This window comes from Pseudoalteromonas sp. (assembly GCF_041613455.1).
In the GTDB taxonomy this organism is placed as follows: Bacteria; Pseudomonadota; Gammaproteobacteria; order Enterobacterales; family Alteromonadaceae; genus Pseudoalteromonas.
Window position 1 is genome coordinate 1 of record NZ_JBFJHD010000012.1, and the last position, 25,029, is coordinate 25,029.

The window sequence follows — 25,029 nt, forward strand, 5'->3', positions numbered from 1 at the left end:
GCCATAATTAATGGCCTCGCTGCGCACTGTGCACGCCTTCAATTTGGTGTAATTTAGCAAGTACGCGATTGGTCGCCGAAAGGTCGCGCACTTCTATTTTCATAATAAAAATGGCTGTTTGGTTATTATCTATGGTGTGCACGTTCATATTCAGTACGTTTACTTTTTCGTTCGCTAACACCACGCTGATATCGCGAATTAACCCTGAGCGATCGCTGGCTTCAATGCGAATACTGAGCGCAAAAGAGTTATTTATTTCATCAGACCAACTTACCGCAATAACCCGCTCTGGGTGCTGTGTTTTTAAATGGTTAAATGACTCACAGTCGTCTTTATGTACCGCAATACCTCGCCCTTGAGTGATATAACCAATAATTTCATCGCCCGGCACGGGTCGGCAACATTTTGCCACATGGCTCATTAAGCTGCCCACACCATCAACAACAATGCCGTTATCATCGCCACTCACTTTGGTGGGGTTTTTTAGGCGGATCACCGGCTCATCATCTGGACGGTCGGTAACAAAGTTAAGCATTTGATTTAACCGTACATCTCCGGCACCTATTGCCACCATTAAATCGTCTAACTCTTTAAAGTTAAAACGTTTAATAGCGGGCGCTAAGTCTTTATAGGTTAAATCTAGCTTTTGTAATTCGTTATCTAAAATTTCTTTACCCGCGGCAAGATTTTTATCGCGATCGAGCTGCTTAAACCAATGGTGTATTTTTGCTCTAGCACGCGACGACTTAACGTAACCCAGTGAAGGGTTTAACCAATCTCGACTCGGATTAGGCTGTTTTTGTGTCAGTATTTCGACTTGATCGCCGGTAGTTAACTGATGGGTAAAGGGCACAATTTTGCCAAACACTTTAGCGCCAATACAGCGATGCCCTACATTGGAGTGAATATAGTAAGCAAAATCAAGGGGCGTGGCGCCCAGTGGCAAATCAAAAATATCGCCACGCGGAGTAAACACATAGACGCGGTCTTCAACCACTTGGTTTTTAAGCTCTTGGGCTAAGTCACTGCCATCGACCACTTCTTCTTGCCATTGCAGTAATTTACGCAACCAACTAATTTTTTGCTCATACCCTGAGTCACGCCCCGGTAATGCTCCCTCTTTATACATCCAGTGGGCAGCCACACCCAGCTCAGCATCTTGGTGCATGTCGTGGGTACGAATTTGAATTTCTATTGTTTTGCCTTCGGGACCAAACACCACGGTATGAATAGATTGATAACCATTTTGTTTTGGCGTGGCCACGTAGTCGTCAAACTCTTTACTGAGATGGCGCCAATTGGTATGCACTATACCTAATGCACCGTAACAATCTTGTAGTCGCTTAACCACAATACGCATGGCGCGAATATCAAATAGTTGGTCAAACTCGTAGTTTTTTTGCGCCATTTTTTTATAAATGCTGTAAATGTGCTTAGGGCGGCCATATACTTCGGCTTCTATTCCCACTTCGCTTAAACGACTCTTCACTTGCGCAACCATATTTTCCATATAGGCTTCACGAGCGAGGCGTTTATCATCTAACTGTTTAGCAATGTTTTTGTAAATATCGGGGTGCAAATAGCGAAACGATAAGTCTTCTAGCTCCCACTTAAGTTGCCCTATACCGAGGCGATTCGCCAGTGGCGCAAAAATATTAGCCGTTTCTTTGGCGGCAATAACTCGCTCTTCTTCATTGGCATTTTTTACGTTACGTAAATGACATACTTGCTCTGCCAGCTTTATCACTACGGCGCGTACATCTTCCACCATGGCCAGTAACATGCGGCGAATATTATCAACCTGCACCGTGCCTTGCCCTTGATGTGCAAGCGTGCTGATAGTCGCCATTTGTATGACCCCGTTGAGCAGTTCGGCAATATTATTACCTAATTGATCTTCGATGGCTTCAAGCGTCACCAGTTCGTTTAAAAAGTAAGGCGTTAGATACGCGGTAACTAGCGAGTCAACATCAAGGTTAAGCTCAGCCAATATTTCCACCATTTCAATCGCAGTGCTTTGTCGTTGCGCATCATTGCAGGTGGCGCATAAGGCATGTGCCTTATTTAACATGGCTACTTTTTCTGCAGATAGATTCAGTCGTGCTAGCCGAGTAGCAAAATCTCCAGTTGCAACGTGTTGATGTGATTGACGTGTAGCTACCATAATGCGCTTTACCTCCGTTGAAATAACGCCATAGTTTCGATATGCCCAGTGTGTGGGAACATATCCATTAGCCCAATTTTATTTAACTCAAAGCCTGCTTGCGAAATAATTGCGCTGTCACGAGCTAAAGTAACAGGGTCGCAAGAGACGTATAAAATAGTTTTAAACTGCTTTAAAGGGAGCTGCTCTAACACCGCTAAGGCCCCCGTGCGTGAGGGGTCTAATACCAAAACATCGATGTTTTTTGTAAACCACGGAGCAGCTGCTATATTGCTTGTTAAATCAAAACAATGAAATTGCGCATTGGTTATAGAGTTAGTGTGCGCATTTTGCGTTGCCATTGCAACCGCAGAAGCGACTCCTTCAACACCAATTACGGTTTTTGCTTGTTTTGCCAGCACTAAAGAGAAGTTACCAATACCACAAAATAAGTCGAGTAGGGTTTCATCGCCGTTAAGCTGTAGCCAATTTAACGCTTGTTTGAGCATCGCTTGGTTTACATCGGCGTTCACCTGAATAAAGTTATTTAAGCCAAATTCAAATTTAAGCCCTAACTGCTCAAGCTGGTAAAACGGCATCGCTAAATGACCGTGATCAATAACAGCGCTGTCACTTTGCCAAATTATCTGCCAGTGCTGCTGTGCTGCACTGTGTTCAACTAACTGCTTAATCGCATCGGGAATAACTTTAGTATGGCGAACAACAATATAATTTTCGGCATCCGCAGCACATAATTGCAAATGGCTAATGCTGTGCAGCGCTTTGTGCTGATTAACTAAGTGGTCAAATACCGTAAACACCTTGGTAAATACCTTACTTAGTACTGGGCATTGGTTAATGCTAATAATACGTTTTGAGCCACTGGCTCTGTAGCCAACGCGCATTTTTTTCGCGGCTTTATCAAACATCACCGCTAACCGAGCACTGCGCCGGTAATAGCTGGGATCACTTAATAGCGGTGCTTGCCAATTGAGCGCAGTTAACTTAGCAAATTTTTCAAATAATTTAGTGACCGCACGTTGCTTTTCAACAACTTGCTGGTTAGCTGCTAAATGCTGCAGCTGACAGCCCCCACAGGTACCGTAATGTTCGCAAATTGCAGGCGTGCGCCACTCACTTGGCTGTAATACTGTTTGCGTGACCGCTTCGCTATAACGCGCTTTGTCGACGATTAGCGTGGCTTTGACTTGCTCGTTTGGCAAAGCGCCGGTTACAAAGCACACTTTATTATTATGTTTAGCAACACCGCGACCGTGATGATCCATGGCCGTAATATCAAGTACTAACGACTGTTGTTTGAGCGGCTTTTTTTTGGCTTTAAATATTTGTGCCATAACTAGCTAATACCTTAAATGGTTGATAAATTTACTCCAATTGCAGAGTACCTTGTTATCCGTATATACTCTGGACATGCTTATAACAATAATAACGCCTCAACATGACTAAATTAGGTTTACGCGATTCTGTTTTAACATTGACTCTGATCCCTACGGTGATCATTGGATTGTTACTGGGCGGTTATTTTACATTAAATCGTTACCTTGAGCTTGATGATATTTTATATCAACAAGGCGCAACGATTGCTGAACCACTGGCTATTGCACTTGAACAACCTTTACTTGAAAAAAATAAGCAATTACTTAACCGTATTATTAGCTATACCCACAATAAGCACTCGCCACTCATAAAGTCGATAGCGTTATTTAACGACAATAATCAGTTAATAATAACCAGTAATTATCACCGTTCATTTAATGAATTGTTTGATAACCCACAACTAAAAAATTTAAATGCCACCCATATTAGCCAGTCTGAGCAACTGGTCACGTTTTTTACCCCAGTGATCAACCATTCCACCCCCGATGCGAACTGGGATAAATCGTTATTTCAAACCACGTTAGGCACGGTTGTTTTACAATTAAACACAGACCAAGCGGTGATTGGTCAACAACGCGCGCTGCTAATAAGTGGTATTGTAATTATACTCTCTTTAGTACTGGCCGTTATTTTAGCACTTAAGTTAAGCCGCATGTTTATGACCCCGCTAAATAAATTAGTGCTGGCCGCCGACAGGCTGGTAGAAGGCAAAAGAGACACGGGCCTTAATGAGCCAATGCTTGGTGAGTTCGAGTTATTACGCGAGGGGTTAAACACTATTTCGCACTCTATGGTGATGCAAAAAGATGAAATGCAAAAAAACATAGATCAAGCCACCAGTGATTACCGTGAAACCCTTGAACAGTACGAAATGCAAAATATTCAGCTGTCAATTGCAAAAAAAGAAGCCCAAGACGCAAACCGCGTTAAATCGGATTTTTTGGCAAAAATGAGTCATGAGCTACGTACACCGCTTAATGGCGTAATTGGCTTTACTCGCCAACTGCATAAAACCCCATTGAATAAAAATCAAAAAGACTACCTCGATACCATAGAGCTCTCGGCAAACAGCTTAATGACCATTATTAGCGACATTCTCGATTTTTCGAAATTAGAAGTCGGGGCAATGGAGCTGGAGTCTATTCAGTTTCAATTACGTGATACGGTCAACGAGGTCATGACATTACTTGCCCCCAGCGCCCACGAAAAACAGCTGGAGTTGTCGATTTATATTAATCCACAGGTGCCCGATCATTTAACCGGCGATCCGACGCGTTTTAAACAAGTATTAATTAACCTGATCAGTAACGCGATAAAATTTACCGAAAAAGGCGCCATAAAAGTCGATATCAGCCACCGTTTACTTGATGAAGAGCGTGCCTCTATTTTAGTGTCGGTAGCCGACACTGGCGTAGGGATTGCGGCAGATAAACAAGACACGCTGTTTACTGCGTTTGGCCAAGCCGACTCCAGTATTACCCGTAAATTTGGCGGCACCGGCTTAGGGCTTATCATTACCAAGCACATAGTTGAAGCAATGAATGGCCGCATTACGCTCAACTCAGCCCCGGGCCACGGCACCTGCTTTACCTTTAACGGCGTGTTTAGATTGCCAAGCCACACATTTGATAGCGACTTACCTACTAAGTCTCTTATTGGTAAGCATGTTTTATATTTAGAGCCGAATGAGCATACCCATCAAGCGGTGGTTTCATTACTAAACGAATGGCAAATTAATGTGACCGCCTGCTTTAACGATGCTGAACTGTTATTAGCGATTGAAAGTAAACAACAAAAATACGACATTTGTTTAATAGGCCATATGGCGTCGGTTAATGATATGCAGCGCCTAAAAAGCCATGTTAAGGCCGTACGGCAAAGCGCCGATTACTTATACTTAATGCTCAATACCGTATCGCACAATATGCGCGAGGCCTTTATTGGCAGTGGTGCCGATGCCTGCTTAAGTAAACCGCTGAACCACCGTAAACTGTGTGAAACGCTTGCAGCCCCTTACCGCCTCGATCATCCGGTGCATAATATAGAGCATAACGAGCAAGCGTTATTACCATTAAAAGTGTTGGTGGTGGATGATAACGATGCCAACTTAAAGTTAATTTACACCTTATTAAATGACCAAGTGGAGCTGATAGATACCGCACACAATGGCTCGCAAGCTTATAGCTTAAGTAAGAGCCATAAATACGATGTAATATTTATGGATATTCAAATGCCGATAATGGACGGTATTACCGCTTGTAAACTTATTAAAGAGTCATCACTTAACGAAGATACCCCGATTATTGCGGTAACCGCCCACGCCTTGCGCAGCGAAAAACAGCAATTGCTAAAAGACGGCTTTGAAGGCTACCTTACAAAGCCGATTGATGAAGATGTACTTAATCAAATTATTTGCGAACACAGCCCACAACTGCCGGTCAGCCGCGACAAAAACAAACACGGCACAGTACAGCGCCCGGCACCGTTTAATAGCGAACGTTTAGATTGGACACTGGCATTGCAGCATGCGGGGGGCAAAAATGAGTTAGCCGTCGAAATGCTTAATATGCTGCTACACAGCGTACCCGAAACGTTAAAGCTATTAGCCCAAGCAATTGACAGTAATGACTGCCAACAAGTGCTCAGTATTATTCATAAGTTTCATGGTGCCTGTTGCTACACCGGTGTCCCTAAACTGAAGTCATTAGCAGAAACCATCGAAACGGCGTTGAAGAAAAAGTGTGAACTTAGCAATATTGAGCCCGAGCTGTTTGAGTTACAAGACGAGCTAAAAAGCCTACTGAAAGATGCCAATATGAGTTAATACCACGTTACTCAGTAGAAACATGCAAAAAGCGCGAACTAATTCGCGCTTATTGTTGAGAGCAGTGTTCTATCACCGCCGCAAGACGATGAGTTATATGAGTTGTTATACTCTACAGCCGCGCTTCAATCATTAAGCGCTTCATATCACGTACCGCTTTATCTAAGCCATCAATCGCGGCGCGGGCAATAATGGCGTGGCCAATATTTAGCTCGTAAATTTCTGGCATCGCCGCTATTGGTTTTACGTTGTGATAATGTAAGCCATGCCCCGCATTAACAATTAAACCTAAGCTCGCGGCATATTTAACGCCTTGGCGTATATGCTCAAGCTCTTTGCTAACATCCGCATCGTTTGTCGCATCAGCGTAAGCGCCGGTATGAATTTCAACATACGGGGCACCGGTGGCTTTAGCTGCATCTAATTGTGCCTTATCGGCATCAATAAATAGCGACACCTTAATACCCGCATCAGTTAACGTTTTTGTTGCTGCGGTAATTTTTTCAAGGTTACCTGCTACATCAAGCCCCCCTTCGGTAGTGAGCTCTTCACGTTTTTCGGGCACTAAACACACATACTCAGGCTTTACTTCTAGCGCAATGTTAATCATTTCATCGGTCACCGCGGTTTCTAGGTTCATTCGCGTTTGAATGGTTTTTGCCATAACGTACACATCGCGGTCTTGGATATGACGACGGTCTTCACGTAAATGTATGGTAATGCCGTCTGCCCCAGCGTGCTCAGCAACACTCGCAGCATGGGCTGGATCGGGATAACTTGTTCCCCGTGCTTGGCGCAGCGTGGCAATATGATCTACGTTTACACCCAAAAGAATATCTTTCATTTTTTTACCTGTAAAATTACGTTTATTGAGAGGCCATAAATAGCTCACGGCTTTTTAAGGGTTTGTTACCAAGTAACGGCTTTAATAAATAACGACTTAATTGTTTTGCCATGTATAACACATCTGCTTGGCTAAAGTCATGGTTTGCTATGGCGTTGAGCTGCGCACCACTAAAACCTGAGCGATTATCGGGCTGCGCTAAAAACCCCTGTTCGGCAAAATAACTATAGCTTTGCTGCTCATCGATTGGCTCGCCACTGGCGTCAAAACTAAAGTCGACACCATAGCCTAATAATTCTAATAATTGAAACTCATAAGAGCGCAACACGGCTTGTAAATTCGCACCGCTATTTAGGTTTGCTAAATGGCTTTTATAAAGCTGAAAAACCTGATCGATTGGCTCGTTTATAGGCACAATCCGATTTGTCAGTTCATTTAAATAAAAGCCACAGTAAAGCTCGTCGCCGGTTAACAGTTGCGGCGTACCATGTAGCTCGAATTTATTGATATATTTTAAATCGTATTTGCCGTTGTAGTGTACTAGCAAGGCTTGAAAGGGTTGTAACTGTGCTTTATGTTTAGTGGCCTGGCGACCACTAATACGGGCTAGCATTCTTAATTGGCCAACGCCTTCTACTAACATATCCAGCATTACTTGAGAGTCACTATACGGACGCCGATGTAATAAATACGCTCTGTAGAAGTCGCTATCCATAAATTAAGCTTCTAGCGGGTGATTAGTCTTCACCATAACCTAAGCTACGTAATGCGCGCTCGTCATCTGCCCAGCCCGATTTAACTTTAACCCACAGTTCTAAAAATACTTTATTTTCTAGCATTTCTTCTAGATCTTTACGGGCTTCGCGACCAATCACTTTAAGCTTTTCGCCTTTGTTACCAATCACCATACGCTTTTGTGTTTCGCGCTCAACCAGTATTAAGCCATTGATATGCCAAACACCGTTTTCTTGCCACTTAAACTGCTCAATTTCAACCGTCACAGAATACGGTAGCTCTTCGCCCATAAAGCGCATCAGCTTTTCACGTATAGTTTCTGCTGCCATAAAGCGCATTGAGCGATCGGTGACATAGTCATCTGGAAAGTAAAACTCGCTCGGCTGTAAGCGTTTTTTCACTTCGCCTTTGATCAAGTCGATATTTTTACCTTGCTCAGCCGACACCGGCATAATGCCAATAAAGTCAAACTTGTCGCCTAACCATTTCATGTGTGGCAGCACTAAGTCGCGGTCTTTTACTAAATCAATTTTATTTATAACCAGTAACACCGGCTTACCACTTTGCGATACTTTGTTAAGTACCATTTCGTCATCGGCATTCCAATGCGTGCCTTCAACGACAAAGATAATAAGCTCCACGTCACCAATTGAGCTTGATGCCGCGCGGTTCATTAAGCGGTTAATCGCGCGCTTTTCTTCTACGTGCAGACCCGGGGTATCAACATAAATGGCTTGATATTTACCTTCGGTATGAATGCCCATAATACGATGGCGAGTTGTTTGCGGCTTGCGTGAGGTAATACTCACCTTTTGCTCAATAATTTTATTGAGCAAGGTTGATTTACCTACGTTTGGGCGGCCGACAATGGCGACCATGCCACAAAATGTATCGATATCGCCTTCATGAGGCTGTATTAAGGTATCAAGGTTCATTTTTAAGTATCTTCAATGCTTTTTCAGCAGCTTTTTGTTCGGCTTTACGACGCGAGCTACCAACTGAAATAATGCTATCCATTCCTTCAACAATACATTCGACCGTGAATGTTTGATTGTGTGCCTGGCCTTTTGTATCTACTACGGTATAGCCCGGTAGCGATAACTTGCGAGCTTGCAAATGCTCTTGCAGCAGGGTCTTAGGATCTTTTTGATTAAGCCCTGGTGAAATAGCATTTAAACGTGACTCATACCAAGATAAAATGAGTTCACCACAACGGTCGATATTTGAATCTAAAAATACCGCGCCAATTATCGCTTCTACCGCATCGGCAAGCGTTGATTCACGACGAAAGCCACCACTTTTCAGCTCGCCTGGCCCTAAGCGTAAATAATCACCTAAGCCAAATTCTAAGCCAAATTCAGCCAATGTTTGGCCTCGCACTAAGGTTGAGCGCATGCGACTTAAATCGCCTTCTCGGGCTTTTGGAAACTTAGCATACAGCGCATTGGCGATCACAAAGCTTAAAATAGAGTCACCTAAAAACTCCAGGCGCTCGTTATGCTGCCCTTTATGACTACGATGCGTCATGGCTTGCTCAAGCAAGCCTTGATCGGCAAAGATGTAGTCAATTTTACTATATAATTCTGTTACATTTTTTTTCATTGCTATTGAATATTACCTAGGCGTTCAAAACGAACACCAGTTGGAACCCATCCTGGTAAAATATCATCTGGGCCGTTATCAAATTCAAAACTCATCCATATAAAGACGGCTTTACCCACCAAGTTTTCTTTTGGTACAAACCCCCAAAAGCGACTATCTTGGCTGTTATCGCGATTATCACCCATCATAAAATAATGATCTGCCGGTACCACCCATTCATCGGTAGGCGTACCTGGCTGCTGATAATAACGTCCTTTGCGCTCCGGCGCCTGAGGGTTAATTAATATATCGTGGCTTGTCGTGGTTAAATTTTCATTTAAACGCGCGAGTGTCATTGGCCCTTGTTGGAATTCATCGGCATTAATTAATTTAAAATCAATCTTATTAAATTCATTACAAAGCAGCTCACCCTGTTGGGTTTCACCCTCATTACACTTAGGTTGAATATATAAACGCTTATCGCGATAAACAATTTTATCGCCAGGTAACCCTATGGTACGTTTAATAAAATCAACTTTTTCGTCAAGCGGGTATTTAAACACTATCACGTCGCCACGCTCAGGCTCACCTACGTCCACTAGCTGACTGCGCCACACCGGATCTTTAACCCCATAGGCGTACTTTTGCACTAATATAAAGTCCCCTACTAATAAAGTAGGCATCATTGAACCTGACGGAATTTGAAACGGTTCAAAAATAAACGATCTAAATATAGTGATAGCAGCAATCATCGGAAAAATCGACTTCGCTGTTTCTGTCAGCATCGGCTCTGGGGCAATTAATGCCGCTGTTTCGTCATCTAGCTGTCCACCTGCCGAGGCTTGCGCCACGGCTAAACGCGCTTGTCGTTTTGGTGCAAACATTAAGTGGTCTATTAACCATATTAAACCTGAGCCTAAGGTTAACAGCACCAATAAAACCGAAAAATAGCCAGCCATTTATAATCCTTTGTGTTTATTTACCAACTTTCAAAATAGCTAAAAACGCCTCTTGAGGTACTTCAACATTACCTACTTGCTTCATGCGTTTTTTACCATCTTTTTGCTTTTTAAGTAGCTTTTTCTTACGACTCACATCACCACCGTAACATTTAGCAATTACGTTTTTACGTAATTGTTTCACTGTGGTACGGGCAATAACATGCTGACCAATCGCTGCCTGAATCGCAATATCAAACATTTGACGTGGAATAAGCTCTTTTAATGCATCAGCTAATTGACGACCACGTGATTGCGCACTGTCTCTGTGCGCAATAATAGCTAGCGCATCAACACGTTCACCATTAATTAAAATGTCCACACGCACCATGTCTGACGCTTGGAAATGCTTAAAGTTATAGTCAAGCGACGCAAAGCCACGGCTAGTTGATTTTAACTTATCAAAAAAGTCCATTACCACTTCGGCCATCGGCAATTCATAGGTTACCGCCACTTGCTTACCGTGGTATGACATTTTAGTTTGCATGCCGCGCTTATCAACACATAAGGTAATTACACTGCCTAAGTATTCTTGCGGTACTAAAATGTTCGCTTCAACAATTGGCTCACGAATTTCGACAATGTCGTTTACTGGCGGTAGGTCAGATGGGTTATCAATCTGAAAGGTATCGTGCTTAGTAACTACTTCATAAATTACCGTAGGAGCCGTGGTGATCAGATCGATATCGTATTCACGCTCTAAACGCTCTTGAATAATCTCCATGTGTAGCATGCCTAAGAAGCCACAACGGAAACCAAAACCCAGTGCGGTTGAGTTTTCTGGTTCAAAGAATAACGACGCATCGTTTAAGCTTAATTTATTCAGCGCATCACGAAACGATTCATACTCATCAGAAGCAATCGGGAACATGCCCGCATACACTTGGGGTTTAATCTTTTGAAAGCCAGGTAAACGTAGCGGTGCGGCATTTTTTTGGTGAGTGATAGTATCACCCACAGGCGCACCATGTATTTCTTTTATACCCGCAATCACATAGCCCACTTCGCCGGTTTTTAAAATACCGGTATTGGTTTGTTTAGGCGTGAATACGCCAACTTGGTCGGCAATGTGAACATGCTCATTCGACATAATTTTTATTTTGTCGCCTGCGCGCAGTTCACCGTGCTTAATACGCACTAGAGACACCACGCCTTGGTATGGGTCAAACCATGAATCGATAATAAGCGCTTGTAAAGGTGCATCTTTATCGCCAACCGGTGGCGGTACATCTTTAACAATCATTTCCAGTACTTCGGCAATACCGACACCTGTTTTCGCACTACATTGCACGGCATCAAGGGCATCAATACCAATAATATCTTCAATTTCTTCAGCAACACGTAATGGGTCTGCTTGCGGTAAATCAATTTTATTCAGTACCGGAATAACTTCTAAATTCATTTCAATGGCGGTGTAACAGTTAGCCAGTGTTTGCGCCTCTACACCTTGACCTGCATCAACAACCAGTAGCGCACCTTCACAAGCGGCCAATGAACGCGATACTTCATAAGTAAAGTCAACGTGTCCTGGAGTGTCGATAAAGTTAAGTTGATACGTTTCACCATCGTTTGCTGTGTAGTTCAACGTTACACTTTGCGCTTTAATGGTAATACCACGTTCGCGCTCAATATCCATTGAATCCAAAACCTGTTTCTGCATTTCGCGGTCGGTTAAACCACCACAAACTTGGATCAAACGATCAGAAAGGGTCGATTTACCATGGTCAATGTGGGCGATGATCGAAAAATTACGGATATGCTTCATAAAATGGATTCTAAACTTCTATTTTAATGGACTAAGTGTGTATACCTAAACGACTTAAAAAATATAGCTTTTATATTTTCAAGTTAGTGTGGCGTAAAAACGCAATTTTACATTTAATTGGCGTTAATCACCATCTATTTGAGTTAAAGGAAGGCTAATTGGGTGAATTTTTATCACTTTAATATCGTGGTGAAATGATTTAACCCCTATTTTAGCGATTAAGAAGCCAATCCCCCCTCCTATTGCAGCTGCTAATATTTGCCACCCTTCTGTCACTAACAATAACTCTGCGGCAATAAAGGCAAACGCTAAGCTTAAAAATAACGGCAGCATGTAAACCGCAAACGCATGTTTAACCATGTGGCTGTCATCTAATGAGAGGGTGACTTTTTGCCCCACGGCAACGGGGGTCGAAAATTTATAAGGGAAGGTTTTTTTACCACTGCCAAATAGCTTACTGAACACTTGTGAGCCACAGCGGCCATTACAGCCGGCACAAGCTTGCTTTTGCTGTGCCTCTAAATGTGCAATGTGGCCACTAAGGGCCACAACTTTTAAGGTTTGCTCTATCATACCAACTCTTTTAAACCGGTTATAAGGCGCGCGTTACCGACTCGGCAATCGCTTTTGCTGTTAGGCTGGGAATATTTCCCACCACCGACACATCAAAGTTACCGCCATTATGCACATAAATGGTCGTTGCTCCAGAAGTAAGTGCCCCGCTTAAGCGTTTTCCCGGTAACGGACGCTGTACAAACACCGATACTTCAACAAACCCGTCGGAAAATAAAAAGTAGTCAGTGAGTTCATTATTTAAATCGAGTTTATGGCGGTCTGATTTTAATAATTTAAATCCAGCAGGTAACCAGCCAATTTGCCAGGTTTTTGGCATATTACTCACCGTGTTGTCTAGTGAGTTATTTGGTAATGGCGTAGGAAAATTACGATTAAGTACTTCCAGTAACATCGGCGCGGGATGTTCTGTAACACTAATATGCGTTAACTGTAACTGCTCTAATGCTTCACCTTGATGATTAACATACGCCGCTTTGAGCAATAATGACGACTCCATGTCAAGCCAAATCCAGTAGTTATATTTGTCTTCGTCTTTCGATTCAATGCGCACTAGTTGCGCGGCGCGCCCCGCGATACGCCCTTTACCACCCAGCACAAAGTCATAATGACCAGTTAAACGCTCAATATTTTTAAACAACACTTCTGGAATTGGACCGGCAATTGAGTCTGTTTTTAACGAGTAAGGCTCTGACTGCGGCTCAAAATAGGTGACTTGATTATCTATGCGGATCATTTCAAGCCCCGCACCATTAAGTAAGCTTAAATGCTCAAGTTCAATCTCGCCTTGCTTAGCATGTACCCAGCGGTAGGGTTCCATGCTTTTACCTTTAACCATCACAAACGAAGCGTCAAAGTTACGGTTATGCACCGCATTGGCCATGTTAAGCAGTAACTGTTTGGCGGGGTTGCCGTCGCTTGCAAACGCACTCACGCTTAACAGCAACGACAACATAAACGTAATTACTTTCATTTAATTAGTTATTTTCCTCTAGCTCTTTAGTCGTGCTATTAACAACATCTAATGACTGCGCAACACGGGCTTGACGTTGATGCTCTAATACCAGAGCACCAATACGTTGTTGCTGTAATTCACGTAGCCCTTGCTCTGCGTTTTCAAGCGCCGGCGCAGATGAATAACTCACCGGCGAGGCCACGCCTGTTAACGGCGTAGTTTGCAGTAACGGAATTTCACTTTGCTGCGCGTCATCGCCTTGTGGCAGCATATTAACGCCAACAATAGCAAACATCGCGACACTTGCTGCAATAGCCAGTTGTGCAAGCGGCTTACGCCAACTAAATGCCACAACATTATTAGCGCTGCTATCGTCGCGGTGCGGCTGAGGTGCTGCGTTAGATTGGCTAAAATCTGCATAAACAGGTTCACTTTGCAACGCAACGGCAACACGCTCACTAATATCAATATGAATTTCGCTGTTATTTTTTTCGGCTCGCATTGCATCACCAATTAACGCATAACGGCCAAAGGTAGCAACGTCTTGCGATGCAATTTTCGCATCGGCTAACGGTTGCTCGCCGTCAAGTAATGCAGATAACGATTCGTTATCTAACTTGTTAACGTGTGCTTTAATCATATTAAGACTCGCCTATTAATGGGTTTAATTTATTATCAATTGCTTCACGGGCACGAAATATACGCGAACGCACCGTCCCGACTGGGCAATCCATGACCACGGCTATTTCTTCATAGCTCATCCCTTCTATTTCTCTTAGGGTGATCGCGGTTTTAAGATCTTCAGGCAAACTATCAATTGTATTAAAAATAACAGCGCGAACTTCATCGCTTAATAGTAAATTTTCAGGGGATGCGTTTGACCGCATCGAGTCCGCACAATCATAAAATTCGGCGTCGTCAGCATCTATATCACTGGCCGGCGGTTTGCGCCCCTGAGCAACTAAATAATTTTTAGCACAATTTACGGCGATACGGTACAACCAAGTATAAAAGGCGCTATCGCCTCTAAAGTTAGGAAGCGCACGGTATGCTTTAATAAAAGCCTCTTGTGCTACATCAGCAATATCGCCTTGATTCGACACATAACGTGAGATCAAACCGGCAATTTTGTTTTGATACTTCTTTACTAATAGGTTGAAGGCGTTTTTGTCTCCTTGTTGCACCCTTTTCACTAGCGCTAAATCTAAATCCTGCTCGCTCATTCGAGCCGGTACTCCTCTGTCTGATTCTTGCTTATTATTCATAGTGTCGCCATTGTTCACAGATACTCTGACCCTTACATGAATAAAAAGTTCTGCTGCATGTGTTTTAATCTTGTTTTTTTATAAAGTAGTGGTAAAAAAGCGTGCTTAAAGACAAAATTACTACGTAGTGTTATAGCAAATATGATACAACTACCACTCTTAAAAACAAACATTGCTCTGTAGAGCATTGTAACCGCAAAGTACCTCTGACATGAACCAAAATAAACATCACATTGCAGATGTCGCTATTATAGGTAGCGGCGCAGCAGGCCTATCACTTGCCTTGTCTTTAGCAAATTATTGTAACGTTACCGTGATCAGTAAAGGAGAACTTACCGAAGGGTCAACACTTTATGCCCAAGGCGGTATTGCTGCAGTATTTGATAAAAAAAATGACAGTATTGAATCCCACGTGCAAGACACCCTCGACGCGGGCGGCGGCTTATGTAACAAAGAGGCGGTACAGTATACCGCAAGCAATGCGCACGACTGTTTGCAATGGTTAATTGATCAAGGCGTGCCGTTTGACATGGAGTTTGATAGTAAAGGCCAAGAGCGCTTTCATCTTACCCGCGAGGGCGGCCACAGCCATCGCCGTATTTTACACGCCGCCGATGCAACCGGAAAAGCCGTACAAACAACCTTGATTAGTCAGGTTCAAGCGCATAACAACATTACCTTACTTGAACATTACAACGCCATTGACTTAATTACCGACAAAAGCTCAGCTAAGCCGAGTACCCATATTAATGGTATGTACGTGTGGAATAAAAATGCCAAAACCGTAGAAACCATTGCAGCTAAATTTGTCGCACTGGCAACCGGTGGCGCCAGTAAAGTATATTTATATACCTCAAATCCCGACGTTTCTAGCGGTGATGGCATTGCAATGGCATGGCGTGCTGGGTGTAAAGTGGCGAATATGGAATTTAACCAATTTCATCCCACCAGCTTGTATCACCCCGAATTACAAAACTTTTTAATAACCGAAGCAATGCGTGGTGAAGGCGCATATTTAAGACGCCCCGACGGCAGCCGTTTTATGCCAGAGTTTGACGAGCGAGAAGAACTTGCTCCGCGCGATATAGTGGCCCGTGCCATCGACTTTGAAATGAAGCGCTTAGGGGCAAATTGCGTTTACCTCGACATTAGCCACAAAGATAAAGACTTTATTATTGAACACTTTCCGACCATTTACGCAAAATGTTTAAGCGTCGGCTTAGATATTACCAAAGAAGCGATTCCTGTGGTGCCTGCCGCGCATTACACCTGTGGCGGGGTGATGACCGACTTTAATGGTAAAACTGATTTAGATAACTTATATGCAATTGGCGAAGTGGCTTACACTGGGCTGCATGGCGCTAACCGTATGGCGAGTAACTCACTATTAGAGTGCATTGTATTTGCCCATGCGGCCGCCAAAGATATTTTAAGCAAAATAGCTGACGCACCGGCGCCCATTATGCTGCCGCCGTGGGATGAAAGCCGAGTATCAAACTCAGATGAAGAAATTGTTATTACCCATAACTGGCATGAACTGCGGCTCTTTATGTGGGATTACGTGGGCATAGTGCGTTCCACCAAACGTTTAGAGCGTGCGTTACATCGCGTGGAGTTATTACAGCAAGAAATCCACGATTACTACGCTAATTTTAGAGTGAGTAACAACTTATTAGAGCTGCGTAACTTAGTGCAAGTGGCCGAACTGATTATTCGCAGCGCTTTGGAGCGTAAAGAAAGCCGCGGCTTACACTTTACCATTGATTATCCCGAGCAAAACGATAATCCAACGCCCACTATTTTGACGCCTCAGCGTTAATGGCATTCAAAGTTGCACGCTTTAACCGCGTATAACTTTGTGCATCCACACTATTGGCTGTAATAATCAGCCAATAGTGTTTATTAAAGCCCTTTATAGAAAGCCAAACACTGTTATTAAATAAACGGCTTTTGGCAGTTATTTCCCCTTGTACGCAGCGCGTATCACTTTCAAATCTAAACTGATTTGGCGCTAATATCACCACCCCAGTTATGGGCTGCGCCGCCACTATTTTTTGCCATACCACTATGCCCGCTAACAGGTTAACCAACACACAAAACAGCATCGCCCACAGCGAGTTTAAAAATAAGCACAGCAGCAGTGTCTGCAAACAAAAAAAGACCACAATCGGTTTGTGGTCTGGGGTGTTAGCGGTAACGGTAAATCTATACACGAACTCGGTCTAAAATAAGCTGTATCATAGCGTTTAGCTGTTTATCTTCACATTCTTTATGGCCCATAAACCAGGCAAACAGGTCTGGATCTTCTTCTGTTAGCAAACGCTGAAAAATAGCTTGCTGCTCGGCATTAAGTGAATCATAAGCCTCTTCAACAAAGGGCATAAACAAAACATCTAGTTCTAACATGCCACGGCGACAAGCCCAGCGGATACGTGCTTTACTATGGATTTCAGTCATTTTAAACCTCATATTTAATTGTCTTGAGTTTAACAAATAGCGTTGGATTTAGCAGCCCTTTATCAGTTATAAAAATAATAAAAAGCAGCATGCTGTAAGCCGCTGTACCCTTGGTTATAACTAAGTTATCATGCAACTTCATTAGCTAGTTAAAGAAGGTGTTTATGTCAATCGTTTATGCGTGTCCTTTGTCTCATCAGCTTATTAGCCTCTCTGGCGCCGATAAATTATCTTATTTACATGGGCAAATCACTCAAGACCTTAATTTACTAAGTAATGATAATTACTTATGGGCCGGGCATTGTAGCGCTAAAGGTAAACTGTGGGGGGTGTTTAAATTATTTTCTTTTCAAGATAGCTATTATTTAGCGGGCTCCGCTGCTGAAGTGGAACGCGCTTTGGTTGAACTTAAAAAGTACGCCGTGTTTGCTAAAGTTGATATTAGCCTTGCACCGCAGCGCTTAATTGGTTTAATCGGCGATGACTTAAGTGCTGTGCTTGCCGAGCTTAATATTGCATTTACCGACCAAGCCAATGCCTGTAACTTTAGCCACGGTAAAGCGCTTAAATTAGCCGATAATCGCGTGCTATTAATGGTCGATAAGCAATTTAGCCTTAGCGATAAGATCACAGCCCTTGATAACGACGCATTATGGCAACAAGCCGCCATCTTAGCAGGTGAGCCGCAGCTGAGCGCTGATGCGATTGATGAATACGTACCTCAAATGGTAAACCTGCAGGCTATTGGTGGTATTAGCTTTAAAAAAGGCTGCTACACTGGTCAAGAAACCGTTGCACGGATGAAGTATTTAGGTAAAAACAAACGCGCCATGTACATCGTCTCAGGGCAAAGCGAATCTGCGCTAAGCGAGCCTGAGCTAGAAAGACAGCAAGGCGAAAACTGGCGCCGTGCAGGGAAACTTATTGCACAAAGCTTTAACGAGCAAACCAAGACATTAACTGGCCTTGTGGTGTTGCCAAACGATACTGATGTGACTCAGGTACTTCGTGCAAAACACACTCCTTCGGTAGAGCTAAACATACTTCCTCTACCCTACTCTCTTGAAGATGAATAAATAGGAATGACTATGATCGTTGCAACAAACAAAGTGGTAAAAATGCATTATTCAGTACACGATAATGATAACAATACCATTGATAACTCGTTCGATGGTGAACCACTAATTTTTATTGTTGGCACTGGCTATTTAATTTCAGGCTTAGAAAACGCGCTACAAGGTAAGCAAGCGGGTGATACGTTAAGCGTCACTGTTGAGCCTGATGAAGGTTATGGCGAGCGAAATGACAACCTAGTACAAGCCGTACCTAAAGAGATGTTTGACGGTATGGAAATTGAAGTGGGAATGCAGTTTCGTGCCACCACCGATGATGGCGACCAATCTGTGATGATTATCGACATTCAAGACGACGAAGTAATTGTTGATGGCAACAACCCGCTGGCCGGCATTACGCTTAACTTTAATGTAGAAATTTTAGAAGTACGCGATGCTACCGCAGAAGAGTTAAGCCATGGTCATGTACATGGCGAAGGCGGCTGTGGTCACGATCACTAACAGCCACTCGTTATAACTGAATATATAAATAAAAAAGCGCCTGAGGCGCTTTTTTTATTATTAAAACCGCTATGATTAACCCGCTACTTGCTTTGCTTCTGCCTGCTCTGCAGTAATTTTGCCTTGTAACGCAGCCAGTAAGCCTTGCTGATCGTTAGTACCAACTCGATACTGAGTCCCGTCTTTTAAGGTCAGTGCTATAGCACTAAACCCCGACACCGAGTAAACCCAGCCATCATGCGTTATCCGCATACCAATACCATGGCGGTAAGAGTTTTGCACCGCTTGCGCCGCGACGATATCGTCAAGCGCTATCGACTGTCCCGCAACGCCTGGACCAAATGCCCAGCTTATATGCGTCTCGTCCACTTTAACCGTTAAGCCATGAAACAAAATGCCCACCAGCACTAAAATAGCGGCAAAGATCATTAGCGGCCCATCGGCGCCGATCAAGTTCCACGCAAGGGCCACAAAACCACCAATCCATGCTAATACAAAAAAGATAAATAACGCATACTGTTTATGCTGATACATAATACTCTCTAAATTTAATAATACGACTCATGCTAACCCATGGCTAACACTGATAGCTTGACGCACTCGTTTAAAACACGGCATTAAAAGCTGTACACTAAAGTGGCACTAAGCTCTGAATCAAACTTAAGCTTACTTTCTTCTGGTTTGGAATTATACCGATACACATAGGCAAATTTAAGCGAAACCGCACCAATCACTTGGCTTATTAACGCAGTTTCTGATTTTAATCGAGAATTTAGTCCCGACAACGACTGCTCGATACTCAGGTCTTGATTAAAGCGCGTACGCTCTGACACCAATCGCTCCCACTGCATCGCAAGACGTAATAAATAGCCGACTTTATCTTTATCGGCTTCACTTTGCTCTGAGTCTTCATCTGCAACAGAGCGATATAAACCAGGGCCGATATCTATATCGACCTTATTTTTAACCCCTTGATACACACGTGCACCGTAACCCGTGGCAATGGTACTTTTAAAATCCAGGCCGCTAAATTGATCTTCTTCGTAATCACCATAAATAAAAAAGGAGGAGTTTTTTACCCCCACTTTATAGTTACCTTGCGCCGATACAAATACTCGGTTAGCCGTAACATCACTTTGCCCAGTATCATCGTTATGGTCGCGCTTATATAACGAGTCAATTTTAAATTGATTGCGCCACGTCTCAAAGTCTTGATACAAATTGCCTTTCAGCTTAAAGCTGGTTGAGTTGGTATTACCGCGGCTTAAAATAAAACCAAATTCGGTATCACCGTAAAGTAAATCGCCTTGATGTAATTGATGGATCTCTTCATCAGAAAGTTGCCCATATTCATGAAAATCTTCAAAAGGATCCACCGCCCAACTAGAGCAGCTAATCATTAAAAAAAGTAACAGCAAATAATTACGCAACATACGCTCTCTCGTTGTTCATCAAAGCAGGCCTAATGGCTAACACAGGTTATTCGCTTTCTTTCCATAATATATGGCAAAAAGGCGCGTCTTTATCGCGGCTAATTAAAATTTTAGCGAATAATTCATCATCATTTTCAAACTCTAAGCCCACTAAAACTTGAATAAAATGCTCAGCTTCAATTTCTAACGCGACAAAGTCATGCCATTGCTCATCTGGCTCACCTTCTTCAATAAAACCCAGATCTTCACGATATTGGTTAAAGCTTGCTACATCTTGCTCACTCAGGTTGTTTGGCGCCAACTCTAAAAAAATATCGTACGCTTGGTGAGTTGCTTCTTCAATGGTGTATAAACGTGGGCCAGACATAACTAGTTAACCTCTAAACTTTAAAGTGCGCCTATAATACCAAAAGTCCTGCCAGTTTTGATAAAAAAACGTTGAAAATGCTGACATTAATCAGCTTCTAAATTGTTATAAGTAAAATCAACAAATTAAGGCTATTAAATTTCATTTATTTGCTCACTTTACTTCATCTGCTTAACAACATAAGCTCAAACAACAGGTCAGAGGAGTGAAAAATGATCACCATAGAAAAACAACAGGGTATTGCCACTGTAACATTGAGCCGAACAGCAAAACAAAATGCGCTCAGCTTCGCGATGTTTGTCGAACTTAACAAGGCTATTAAGACTATTAAAAAAGATCGCAGTCTGCGTGCTGTTATTATAACGGGCGCTGGTGAGCACTTTTGTTCAGGACTCGATATTGCCGCGGTGATGGCGTCGCCAATGAATATTATAAAGCTGTTATTTAAATGGCTTCCGGGGAATAAAAATCTTGCACAACAGGTGGTGCTGGGTTGGCAATCGTTAAGTATTCCGGTGATAGCGCAAATCAACGGTAATTGCCTCGGTGGCGGATTACAAATTGCGCTGGGGGCAGATTACCGCATCGCTGATCAAAATGCACAATTTGCTATTATGGAAGCGCGCTGGGGATTATGCCCCGATATGGGCGCTAATGTGGTGTTGCCCGGGTTAGTAAGTCGCGACCAAGCTTTGTGGCTCGCAAGCCATGCAAATCCTATCAGTGCGCAACAAGCAAAAGAGCTGGGGCTAGTGACTCAGGTCAGCGACGACACACAGCGCGCCACCGAAGCAATGTTAGCGACGCTATTATCGCGCTCCCCCGATACTTTGGCGGCGATTAAACGCGTAACTCAACAAAGCTACCACACCCAGCAACGTCGTATCCTAGCAAAAGAAACCTGGAGTCAAATTCGATTATTACTGAGCAATAACACCAAAAAAGCCATCGCAAAAGCCAAAGGTAAAACGGATGTGCATTATGCTAACCCCAAACGTTGGTAAGCTAATGCATAAGTAACGGGGATTTGATAAAGTTAAATCCCTGACTTTATTATGAGTTTTGTTATGAGGTATCTGTTCAGTAGCGCAATTATTTTACTCTGCTTAGCTGCGGCTAAAGGCATAATGTATCTACTTGGTGGCAGCTTTCCTGCACCATTATTGGCCATGGTAATTTTATTAGTTTTATTGTTAGCGGGCGTGGTGAAAGAGCAGCAGCTAACCCCTTGTGCCTCACCTATTTTAAATATTATGCCGATCTTCTTTATTCCCGCAGGGGTCGGGGTTATTGAACATTTAGCGCTGATCAAGTCTCAGTGGCCATTATTAGTGTCGATAATCTGTTTAGTGCCTGTGAGCACACTATTATTAGTAGCTGCAGTAGTAGCCTATTTTAAAGGCAGGGAAGAAAATGGCTGAGTCCCTAAGTACACTGACACCGAGTGCATGGTGGCTAAGCACCCCACTGATTATTGCGCTATTTTTGCTGCTTAGAATACTTAACCAAGGTGTAACTGCGGTTATTTTAAAGTCACTCACCAATCCAGTTTTTTTAAGCATCGCCATAATTGCCTTATTGCTAGTAACGCTAAAGCTGCCGTACACTGAATTTGCCTATCACAGTCAATTATTAAGTTGGTTACTAGAGCCTGCGATTGTTGCCTTAGCGCTGCCGCTGTATCAACAGTTTATCCATGTACGTAAAAACTTATTACTAATTATAACCAGCTGCAGCTTAGGAGTGATAAATGCTACCCTCGTCGCGTTTATGCTCAGTGTGTTATTTGATGCGCCAGCACAGTTGAGTGCTTCAGTAGCGGCGTTAAGTGTCACCACCCCCATTGCATTAATTGTCACCGACTCAATGGGTGGCATTAGCTCGCTTGCGGCCGCTTTGGTGATATTCATTGGCTTACTAGGCGCATTATTTGGCTTACTGTTATTTAAAGCAGTGCGTATTTACAACCACCAAGCGCAAGGCGTGGCTATGGGGACGGCCTGTCATGCCATAGGTACCGCAGCGGCATTAGCCGAGCACCCTAAAATTGGCGCGTTTTCATCGGTCGCAATGGCGCTTACCGCATTATTAACCGCGATAATCGTACCCATTTTATACCCTTTTTTAATCAATACCTTACTATAACTTGCAATAATAAAGAGCCCTTATGATAAGTTCAGAAATAAAACAATTTGAAAAATACTACACCATGCTAACAGAGTACTTAGTCACCTATAGCATGCAAATTGTTGCTGCTATCTTTATTTTACTGATTGGCTTATGGATTGCGCAAAAGTTAGCAAACGTGGTGGCCAATTTAATGACCCGTCATAATATAGATATAACGCTTACCAACTTTGTCAGTAATGTGGTGAAGGTGTTACTCATTGTGATGGTGATTATTATCGCACTGGGTAAAATTGGGATTAGTGTTACCCCGTTTGTTGCTGCTATTGGTGCCGCATCACTAGGGGCTGGTTTGGCGCTACAGGGCATGCTGTCTAATTATGGCGCAGGACTTGCCATTATAGCTACTCGGCCATTTGTCGTCGGCGATACTATTGAAATTAAAAATGTCAGTGGTCAAGTTAAAACCATTGAGCTGGGGCACACCACGCTCATCAATGAGGAAAAGGTCGAAATTACCATTCCCAACAAGCATATTGTCGGCGAAATTTTACATAACTCGTTTAAATATTCGCTGGTAAAAGGTGAGATTGGTATTGCCTACAATGCCTGCTCCAATACCGCCATTAACTTAATTGAGCGGGCCCTTAGTACACATCAACACGTAGCTGAGGTGCCAAACTCACAAATCGGTATAGAGCGTTTTGGTGACAGCGGCGTTATTATTAGCTATCGCTATTGGGTGCCTACCACCAAAATAATAGAAACAAAATTAGCGGTAAATAGCGCCGTTTATGCAGCGATTAATAATGCGCATATAGAAATTCCGTTTCCCCAGCGCGTGGTTACCCTGCAAAAGAGCGAATGCGATAACGCTTAACACCCTCTGTGCTAATACAATACCTTGCTTAATGCTGTGAGGTATTGTCTGGCGCTACTGGTAACTCAAGTTTTGGCACGCTCATGCCTTTTAATAACCGGCCAAAAATGTCCGCACCGGTAATAATGCGTTTTTCGCTGCCCCACACGAGTACCACATCATGCTCTATCGCGCCGTCAAATGATTTATCAGCTGCATGGCTGGCGCGAATTTTTAAAATCACTTCACTTAAGCGCATCGTTTCATCGGTCACTATGATGGGGCGATGGCAATAGTGATAAGGATCAAAGCTATCGCTATCAAATAGCGCTGCCCGTAAAAAGCCATCGGCATCCACCACCAGTAGCGGTTGCCCTGCTAGGTCAGTAATAATGACCCAGTTATAACCTGACTTATGCAGTTGCCGTAAAAAGTCATTATCAGCATTGAGCGCTATTTCGGGAAATATCGGTAAATCGAGTTTAGTGGGTAGCGCAATGATTGAGTCGGGATCAATAATTTCACCTTCTTTGGTGACGGTAATTTCATCTAAACTAAAAAAGTTAAGCGCCCCTATCCCTTCTACGTGCTGCATATCGGCCTCTTCGGCTTCGATATGCTTACGAATAATGCCTCTGAGTTCACTTTCTGCAAAGTAGGTAATACCTTCTTTACCTAACCACGCATCTAAAATAAGCCCGGTCGGTTTGGCAACCAGATAAAACAATAATTGATAAAACTTAATTAACGGCGACAACATGCTGGCCATTTTTAACGCATTACGCGAAAAGTACGCTTGTGGCGTAATTTCACCAATAATGGTAATGGCAATCGTAGAGAATAAAAACGAACTGGCGCCCATTAATACCGAATCAGACAGCAGCGTAAGCAACACGTTAATGCCGACATTTCCCCATAAAATGGTCGACAGTAAAAAGTTCGAATCGTTACGCAATGCCAGCACTTTAATTGCCGCCGTATTGCCTTTACTACTTTCCATTTCCAGCTGTAAGCGACTCAGCGAAAAAAACGCTAAATTTAACCCCGAAAATATTGCCGACTGGGAAATACACAGCGCAATAGCACACCAGATCATGACATCAAACGTCATTATTATTCCTATTTATTTAC

Annotated in this window: 26 protein-coding genes; 8 read left to right on the forward strand and 18 right to left on the reverse strand. The window is 43.1% G+C overall.

Features of this window, described 5'->3' with window-relative positions:
• Window positions 1-7: 7 nt before the first annotated feature.
• Both relA and rlmD read right to left on the reverse strand, forming a co-directional pair.
• Entirely contained in the window at window positions 8-2,164 is a 2,157-nt protein-coding gene (relA, locus tag ABYB02_RS02475; RefSeq protein WP_372760737.1) for a GTP diphosphokinase, read from the reverse strand.
• An 8-nt stretch (window positions 2,165-2,172) separates the two neighbouring features.
• Window positions 2,173-3,498, reverse strand: a complete 1,326-nt coding sequence (gene rlmD, locus ABYB02_RS02480; RefSeq protein ID WP_372760739.1) for a 23S rRNA (uracil(1939)-C(5))-methyltransferase RlmD — start codon at window positions 3,496-3,498, stop codon at window positions 2,173-2,175.
• Window positions 3,499-3,602: 104 nt separating this feature from the next.
• On the opposite strand from rlmD, the gene barA reads away from it, so the two are divergent.
• Window positions 3,603-6,365, forward strand: a complete 2,763-nt coding sequence (barA, locus tag ABYB02_RS02485) for a two-component sensor histidine kinase BarA (RefSeq protein WP_372760741.1) — start codon at window positions 3,603-3,605, stop codon at window positions 6,363-6,365.
• A gap of 112 nt (window positions 6,366-6,477) precedes the next feature.
• Here barA and pdxJ read toward each other — a convergent pair whose 3' ends face one another.
• From pdxJ to rpoE, 10 genes are all read right to left on the reverse strand, one after another.
• Window positions 6,478-7,209, reverse strand: a complete 732-nt coding sequence (pdxJ, locus tag ABYB02_RS02490) for a pyridoxine 5'-phosphate synthase (RefSeq protein ID WP_372760743.1) — start codon at window positions 7,207-7,209, stop codon at window positions 6,478-6,480.
• Window positions 7,210-7,231: 22 nt separating this feature from the next.
• Entirely contained in the window at window positions 7,232-7,924 is a 693-nt protein-coding gene (gene recO, locus ABYB02_RS02495; protein ID WP_372760745.1) for a DNA repair protein RecO, read from the reverse strand.
• Between the two features lie 22 nt (window positions 7,925-7,946).
• A complete protein-coding gene (gene era / locus ABYB02_RS02500) occupies window positions 7,947-8,879 on the reverse strand; it encodes a GTPase Era (protein ID WP_372760747.1) in 933 nt (310 codons plus the stop codon).
• A complete protein-coding gene (gene rnc, locus ABYB02_RS02505; RefSeq protein WP_372760749.1) occupies window positions 8,869-9,546 on the reverse strand; it encodes a ribonuclease III in 678 nt (225 codons plus the stop codon). Before rnc ends, era begins: the two co-directional genes overlap by 11 nt.
• 2 nt (window positions 9,547-9,548) lie before the next feature.
• Window positions 9,549-10,484 (reverse strand): signal peptidase I, encoded by a 936-nt coding sequence (gene lepB, locus ABYB02_RS02510; RefSeq protein WP_372760751.1) that lies wholly within the window; start codon window positions 10,482-10,484, stop codon window positions 9,549-9,551.
• A gap of 16 nt (window positions 10,485-10,500) precedes the next feature.
• Window positions 10,501-12,288 carry a translation elongation factor 4 gene (gene lepA, locus ABYB02_RS02515; RefSeq protein WP_372760753.1) on the reverse strand — a complete coding sequence of 596 codons (1,788 nt, stop codon included), beginning with the start codon at window positions 12,286-12,288 and terminating at the stop codon, window positions 10,501-10,503.
• 123 nt (window positions 12,289-12,411) lie between these two features.
• Window positions 12,412-12,861 carry a SoxR reducing system RseC family protein gene (locus ABYB02_RS02520; protein WP_372760755.1) on the reverse strand — a complete coding sequence of 150 codons (450 nt, stop codon included), beginning with the start codon at window positions 12,859-12,861 and terminating at the stop codon, window positions 12,412-12,414.
• A 19-nt stretch (window positions 12,862-12,880) separates the two neighbouring features.
• Window positions 12,881-13,834, reverse strand: a complete 954-nt coding sequence (locus ABYB02_RS02525) for a MucB/RseB C-terminal domain-containing protein (RefSeq protein WP_372760757.1) — start codon at window positions 13,832-13,834, stop codon at window positions 12,881-12,883.
• A 4-nt stretch (window positions 13,835-13,838) separates the two neighbouring features.
• Entirely contained in the window at window positions 13,839-14,456 is a 618-nt protein-coding gene (locus ABYB02_RS02530; RefSeq protein WP_372760759.1) for a sigma-E factor negative regulatory protein, read from the reverse strand.
• 1 nt (window position 14,457) lies between these two features.
• Window positions 14,458-15,039 (reverse strand): RNA polymerase sigma factor RpoE, encoded by a 582-nt coding sequence (gene rpoE / locus ABYB02_RS02535; protein WP_372760802.1) that lies wholly within the window; start codon window positions 15,037-15,039, stop codon window positions 14,458-14,460.
• 253 nt (window positions 15,040-15,292) lie between these two features.
• On the opposite strand from rpoE, the gene nadB reads away from it, so the two are divergent.
• Window positions 15,293-16,900 carry an L-aspartate oxidase gene (gene nadB / locus ABYB02_RS02540; protein ID WP_372760761.1) on the forward strand — a complete coding sequence of 536 codons (1,608 nt, stop codon included), beginning with the start codon at window positions 15,293-15,295 and terminating at the stop codon, window positions 16,898-16,900.
• On the opposite strand, the gene ABYB02_RS02545 is transcribed toward nadB, so the two are convergent.
• Both ABYB02_RS02545 and ABYB02_RS02550 read right to left on the reverse strand, forming a co-directional pair.
• Window positions 16,878-17,294 carry a hypothetical protein gene (locus ABYB02_RS02545; protein ID WP_372760763.1) on the reverse strand — a complete coding sequence of 139 codons (417 nt, stop codon included), beginning with the start codon at window positions 17,292-17,294 and terminating at the stop codon, window positions 16,878-16,880. The two genes, nadB and ABYB02_RS02545, sit on opposite strands and share 23 nt — an antisense overlap.
• On the reverse strand, window positions 17,287-17,538 hold the full coding sequence (locus ABYB02_RS02550) for a succinate dehydrogenase assembly factor 2 (protein ID WP_372760765.1): 252 nt from the start codon (window positions 17,536-17,538) through the stop codon (window positions 17,287-17,289). The genes ABYB02_RS02545 and ABYB02_RS02550 overlap by 8 nt, the downstream gene beginning before the upstream one ends.
• A 164-nt stretch (window positions 17,539-17,702) precedes the next feature.
• Between ABYB02_RS02550 and ABYB02_RS02555 the strand changes: the two genes are divergently transcribed.
• Window positions 17,703-18,614: a folate-binding protein YgfZ gene (locus ABYB02_RS02555; RefSeq protein ID WP_372760767.1), complete on the forward strand. Its 912-nt coding sequence runs from the start codon at window positions 17,703-17,705 to the stop codon at window positions 18,612-18,614.
• Window positions 18,615-18,626: 12 nt separating this feature from the next.
• The gene (locus ABYB02_RS02560; protein WP_372760769.1) at window positions 18,627-19,112 is read left to right on the forward strand and encodes a peptidylprolyl isomerase; all 486 of its coding nucleotides are present in this window, start codon (window positions 18,627-18,629) and stop codon (window positions 19,110-19,112) included.
• A gap of 75 nt (window positions 19,113-19,187) precedes the next feature.
• Here the strand turns inward: ABYB02_RS02560 and ABYB02_RS02565 are convergent, their stop codons facing one another.
• From ABYB02_RS02565 to ABYB02_RS02575, 3 genes are all read right to left on the reverse strand, one after another.
• On the reverse strand, window positions 19,188-19,646 hold the full coding sequence (locus ABYB02_RS02565) for a hypothetical protein (protein ID WP_372760771.1): 459 nt from the start codon (window positions 19,644-19,646) through the stop codon (window positions 19,188-19,190).
• Window positions 19,647-19,729: 83 nt separating this feature from the next.
• Window positions 19,730-20,542, reverse strand: coding sequence for a DUF481 domain-containing protein (locus ABYB02_RS02570; protein WP_372760804.1), 813 nt, complete (start codon window positions 20,540-20,542; stop codon window positions 19,730-19,732).
• Window positions 20,543-20,591: 49 nt separating this feature from the next.
• Window positions 20,592-20,912: an HI1450 family dsDNA-mimic protein gene (locus ABYB02_RS02575; RefSeq protein WP_372760773.1), complete on the reverse strand. Its 321-nt coding sequence runs from the start codon at window positions 20,910-20,912 to the stop codon at window positions 20,592-20,594.
• Window positions 20,913-21,124: 212 nt separating this feature from the next.
• Here ABYB02_RS02575 and ABYB02_RS02580 point away from each other — a divergent pair, with 212 nt between their 5' ends.
• The 4 genes from ABYB02_RS02580 (at window position 21,125) to ABYB02_RS02595 (ending at window position 23,919) form a co-directional block, all read left to right on the forward strand.
• Window positions 21,125-21,916 (forward strand): crotonase/enoyl-CoA hydratase family protein, encoded by a 792-nt coding sequence (locus ABYB02_RS02580; protein WP_372760775.1) that lies wholly within the window; start codon window positions 21,125-21,127, stop codon window positions 21,914-21,916.
• A gap of 63 nt (window positions 21,917-21,979) precedes the next feature.
• Window positions 21,980-22,333, forward strand: a complete 354-nt coding sequence (locus ABYB02_RS02585; protein ID WP_372760777.1) for a CidA/LrgA family protein — start codon at window positions 21,980-21,982, stop codon at window positions 22,331-22,333.
• A complete protein-coding gene (locus ABYB02_RS02590) occupies window positions 22,326-23,057 on the forward strand; it encodes an LrgB family protein (protein ID WP_372760779.1) in 732 nt (243 codons plus the stop codon). Before ABYB02_RS02585 ends, ABYB02_RS02590 begins: the two co-directional genes overlap by 8 nt.
• A 22-nt stretch (window positions 23,058-23,079) precedes the next feature.
• Window positions 23,080-23,919: a mechanosensitive ion channel family protein gene (locus ABYB02_RS02595; RefSeq protein WP_372760781.1), complete on the forward strand. Its 840-nt coding sequence runs from the start codon at window positions 23,080-23,082 to the stop codon at window positions 23,917-23,919.
• Between the two features lie 28 nt (window positions 23,920-23,947).
• Here ABYB02_RS02595 and ABYB02_RS02600 read toward each other — a convergent pair whose 3' ends face one another.
• Window positions 23,948-25,009, reverse strand: coding sequence for a DUF21 domain-containing protein (locus ABYB02_RS02600; RefSeq protein ID WP_372760783.1), 1,062 nt, complete (start codon window positions 25,007-25,009; stop codon window positions 23,948-23,950).
• Window positions 25,010-25,029: the final 20 nt, after the last annotated feature.

Bases quoted from the DNA above. Each gene is read 5' to 3' on its own strand.
- nadB (WP_372760761.1), top strand. From the start codon at position 15,293: ATGAACCAAAATAAACATCACATTGCAGATGTCGCTATTATAGGTAGC.
- pdxJ (WP_372760743.1), bottom strand. From the start codon at position 7,209: ATGAAAGATATTCTTTTGGGTGTAAACGTAGATCATATTGCCACGCTG.
- ABYB02_RS02580 (WP_372760775.1), top strand. From the start codon at position 21,125: ATGATCACCATAGAAAAACAACAGGGTATTGCCACTGTAACATTGAGC.
- relA (WP_372760737.1), bottom strand. From the start codon at position 2,164: ATGGTAGCTACACGTCAATCACATCAACACGTTGCAACTGGAGATTTT.
- lepA (WP_372760753.1), bottom strand. From the start codon at position 12,288: ATGAAGCATATCCGTAATTTTTCGATCATCGCCCACATTGACCATGGT.
- ABYB02_RS02530 (WP_372760759.1), bottom strand. From the start codon at position 14,456: ATGATTAAAGCACACGTTAACAAGTTAGATAACGAATCGTTATCTGCA.
- era (WP_372760747.1), bottom strand. From the start codon at position 8,879: ATGAACCTTGATACCTTAATACAGCCTCATGAAGGCGATATCGATACA.
- barA (WP_372760741.1), top strand. From the start codon at position 3,603: ATGACTAAATTAGGTTTACGCGATTCTGTTTTAACATTGACTCTGATC.
- ABYB02_RS02565 (WP_372760771.1), bottom strand. From the start codon at position 19,646: ATGTATCAGCATAAACAGTATGCGTTATTTATCTTTTTTGTATTAGCA.
- rlmD (WP_372760739.1), bottom strand. From the start codon at position 3,498: ATGGCACAAATATTTAAAGCCAAAAAAAAGCCGCTCAAACAACAGTCG.
- ABYB02_RS02600 (WP_372760783.1), bottom strand. From the start codon at position 25,009: ATGACGTTTGATGTCATGATCTGGTGTGCTATTGCGCTGTGTATTTCC.
- ABYB02_RS02560 (WP_372760769.1), top strand. From the start codon at position 18,627: ATGATCGTTGCAACAAACAAAGTGGTAAAAATGCATTATTCAGTACAC.
- rnc (WP_372760749.1), bottom strand. From the start codon at position 9,546: ATGAAAAAAAATGTAACAGAATTATATAGTAAAATTGACTACATCTTT.
- ABYB02_RS02585 (WP_372760777.1), top strand. From the start codon at position 21,980: ATGAGGTATCTGTTCAGTAGCGCAATTATTTTACTCTGCTTAGCTGCG.
- ABYB02_RS02520 (WP_372760755.1), bottom strand. From the start codon at position 12,861: ATGATAGAGCAAACCTTAAAAGTTGTGGCCCTTAGTGGCCACATTGCA.
- recO (WP_372760745.1), bottom strand. From the start codon at position 7,924: ATGGATAGCGACTTCTACAGAGCGTATTTATTACATCGGCGTCCGTAT.
- ABYB02_RS02525 (WP_372760757.1), bottom strand. From the start codon at position 13,834: ATGAAAGTAATTACGTTTATGTTGTCGTTGCTGTTAAGCGTGAGTGCG.
- rpoE (WP_372760802.1), bottom strand. From the start codon at position 15,039: ATGAGCGAGCAGGATTTAGATTTAGCGCTAGTGAAAAGGGTGCAACAA.
- lepB (WP_372760751.1), bottom strand. From the start codon at position 10,484: ATGGCTGGCTATTTTTCGGTTTTATTGGTGCTGTTAACCTTAGGCTCA.
- ABYB02_RS02555 (WP_372760767.1), top strand. From the start codon at position 17,703: ATGTCAATCGTTTATGCGTGTCCTTTGTCTCATCAGCTTATTAGCCTC.
- ABYB02_RS02550 (WP_372760765.1), bottom strand. From the start codon at position 17,538: ATGACTGAAATCCATAGTAAAGCACGTATCCGCTGGGCTTGTCGCCGT.
- ABYB02_RS02595 (WP_372760781.1), top strand. From the start codon at position 23,080: ATGATAAGTTCAGAAATAAAACAATTTGAAAAATACTACACCATGCTA.
- ABYB02_RS02590 (WP_372760779.1), top strand. From the start codon at position 22,326: ATGGCTGAGTCCCTAAGTACACTGACACCGAGTGCATGGTGGCTAAGC.
- ABYB02_RS02575 (WP_372760773.1), bottom strand. From the start codon at position 20,912: ATGTCTGGCCCACGTTTATACACCATTGAAGAAGCAACTCACCAAGCG.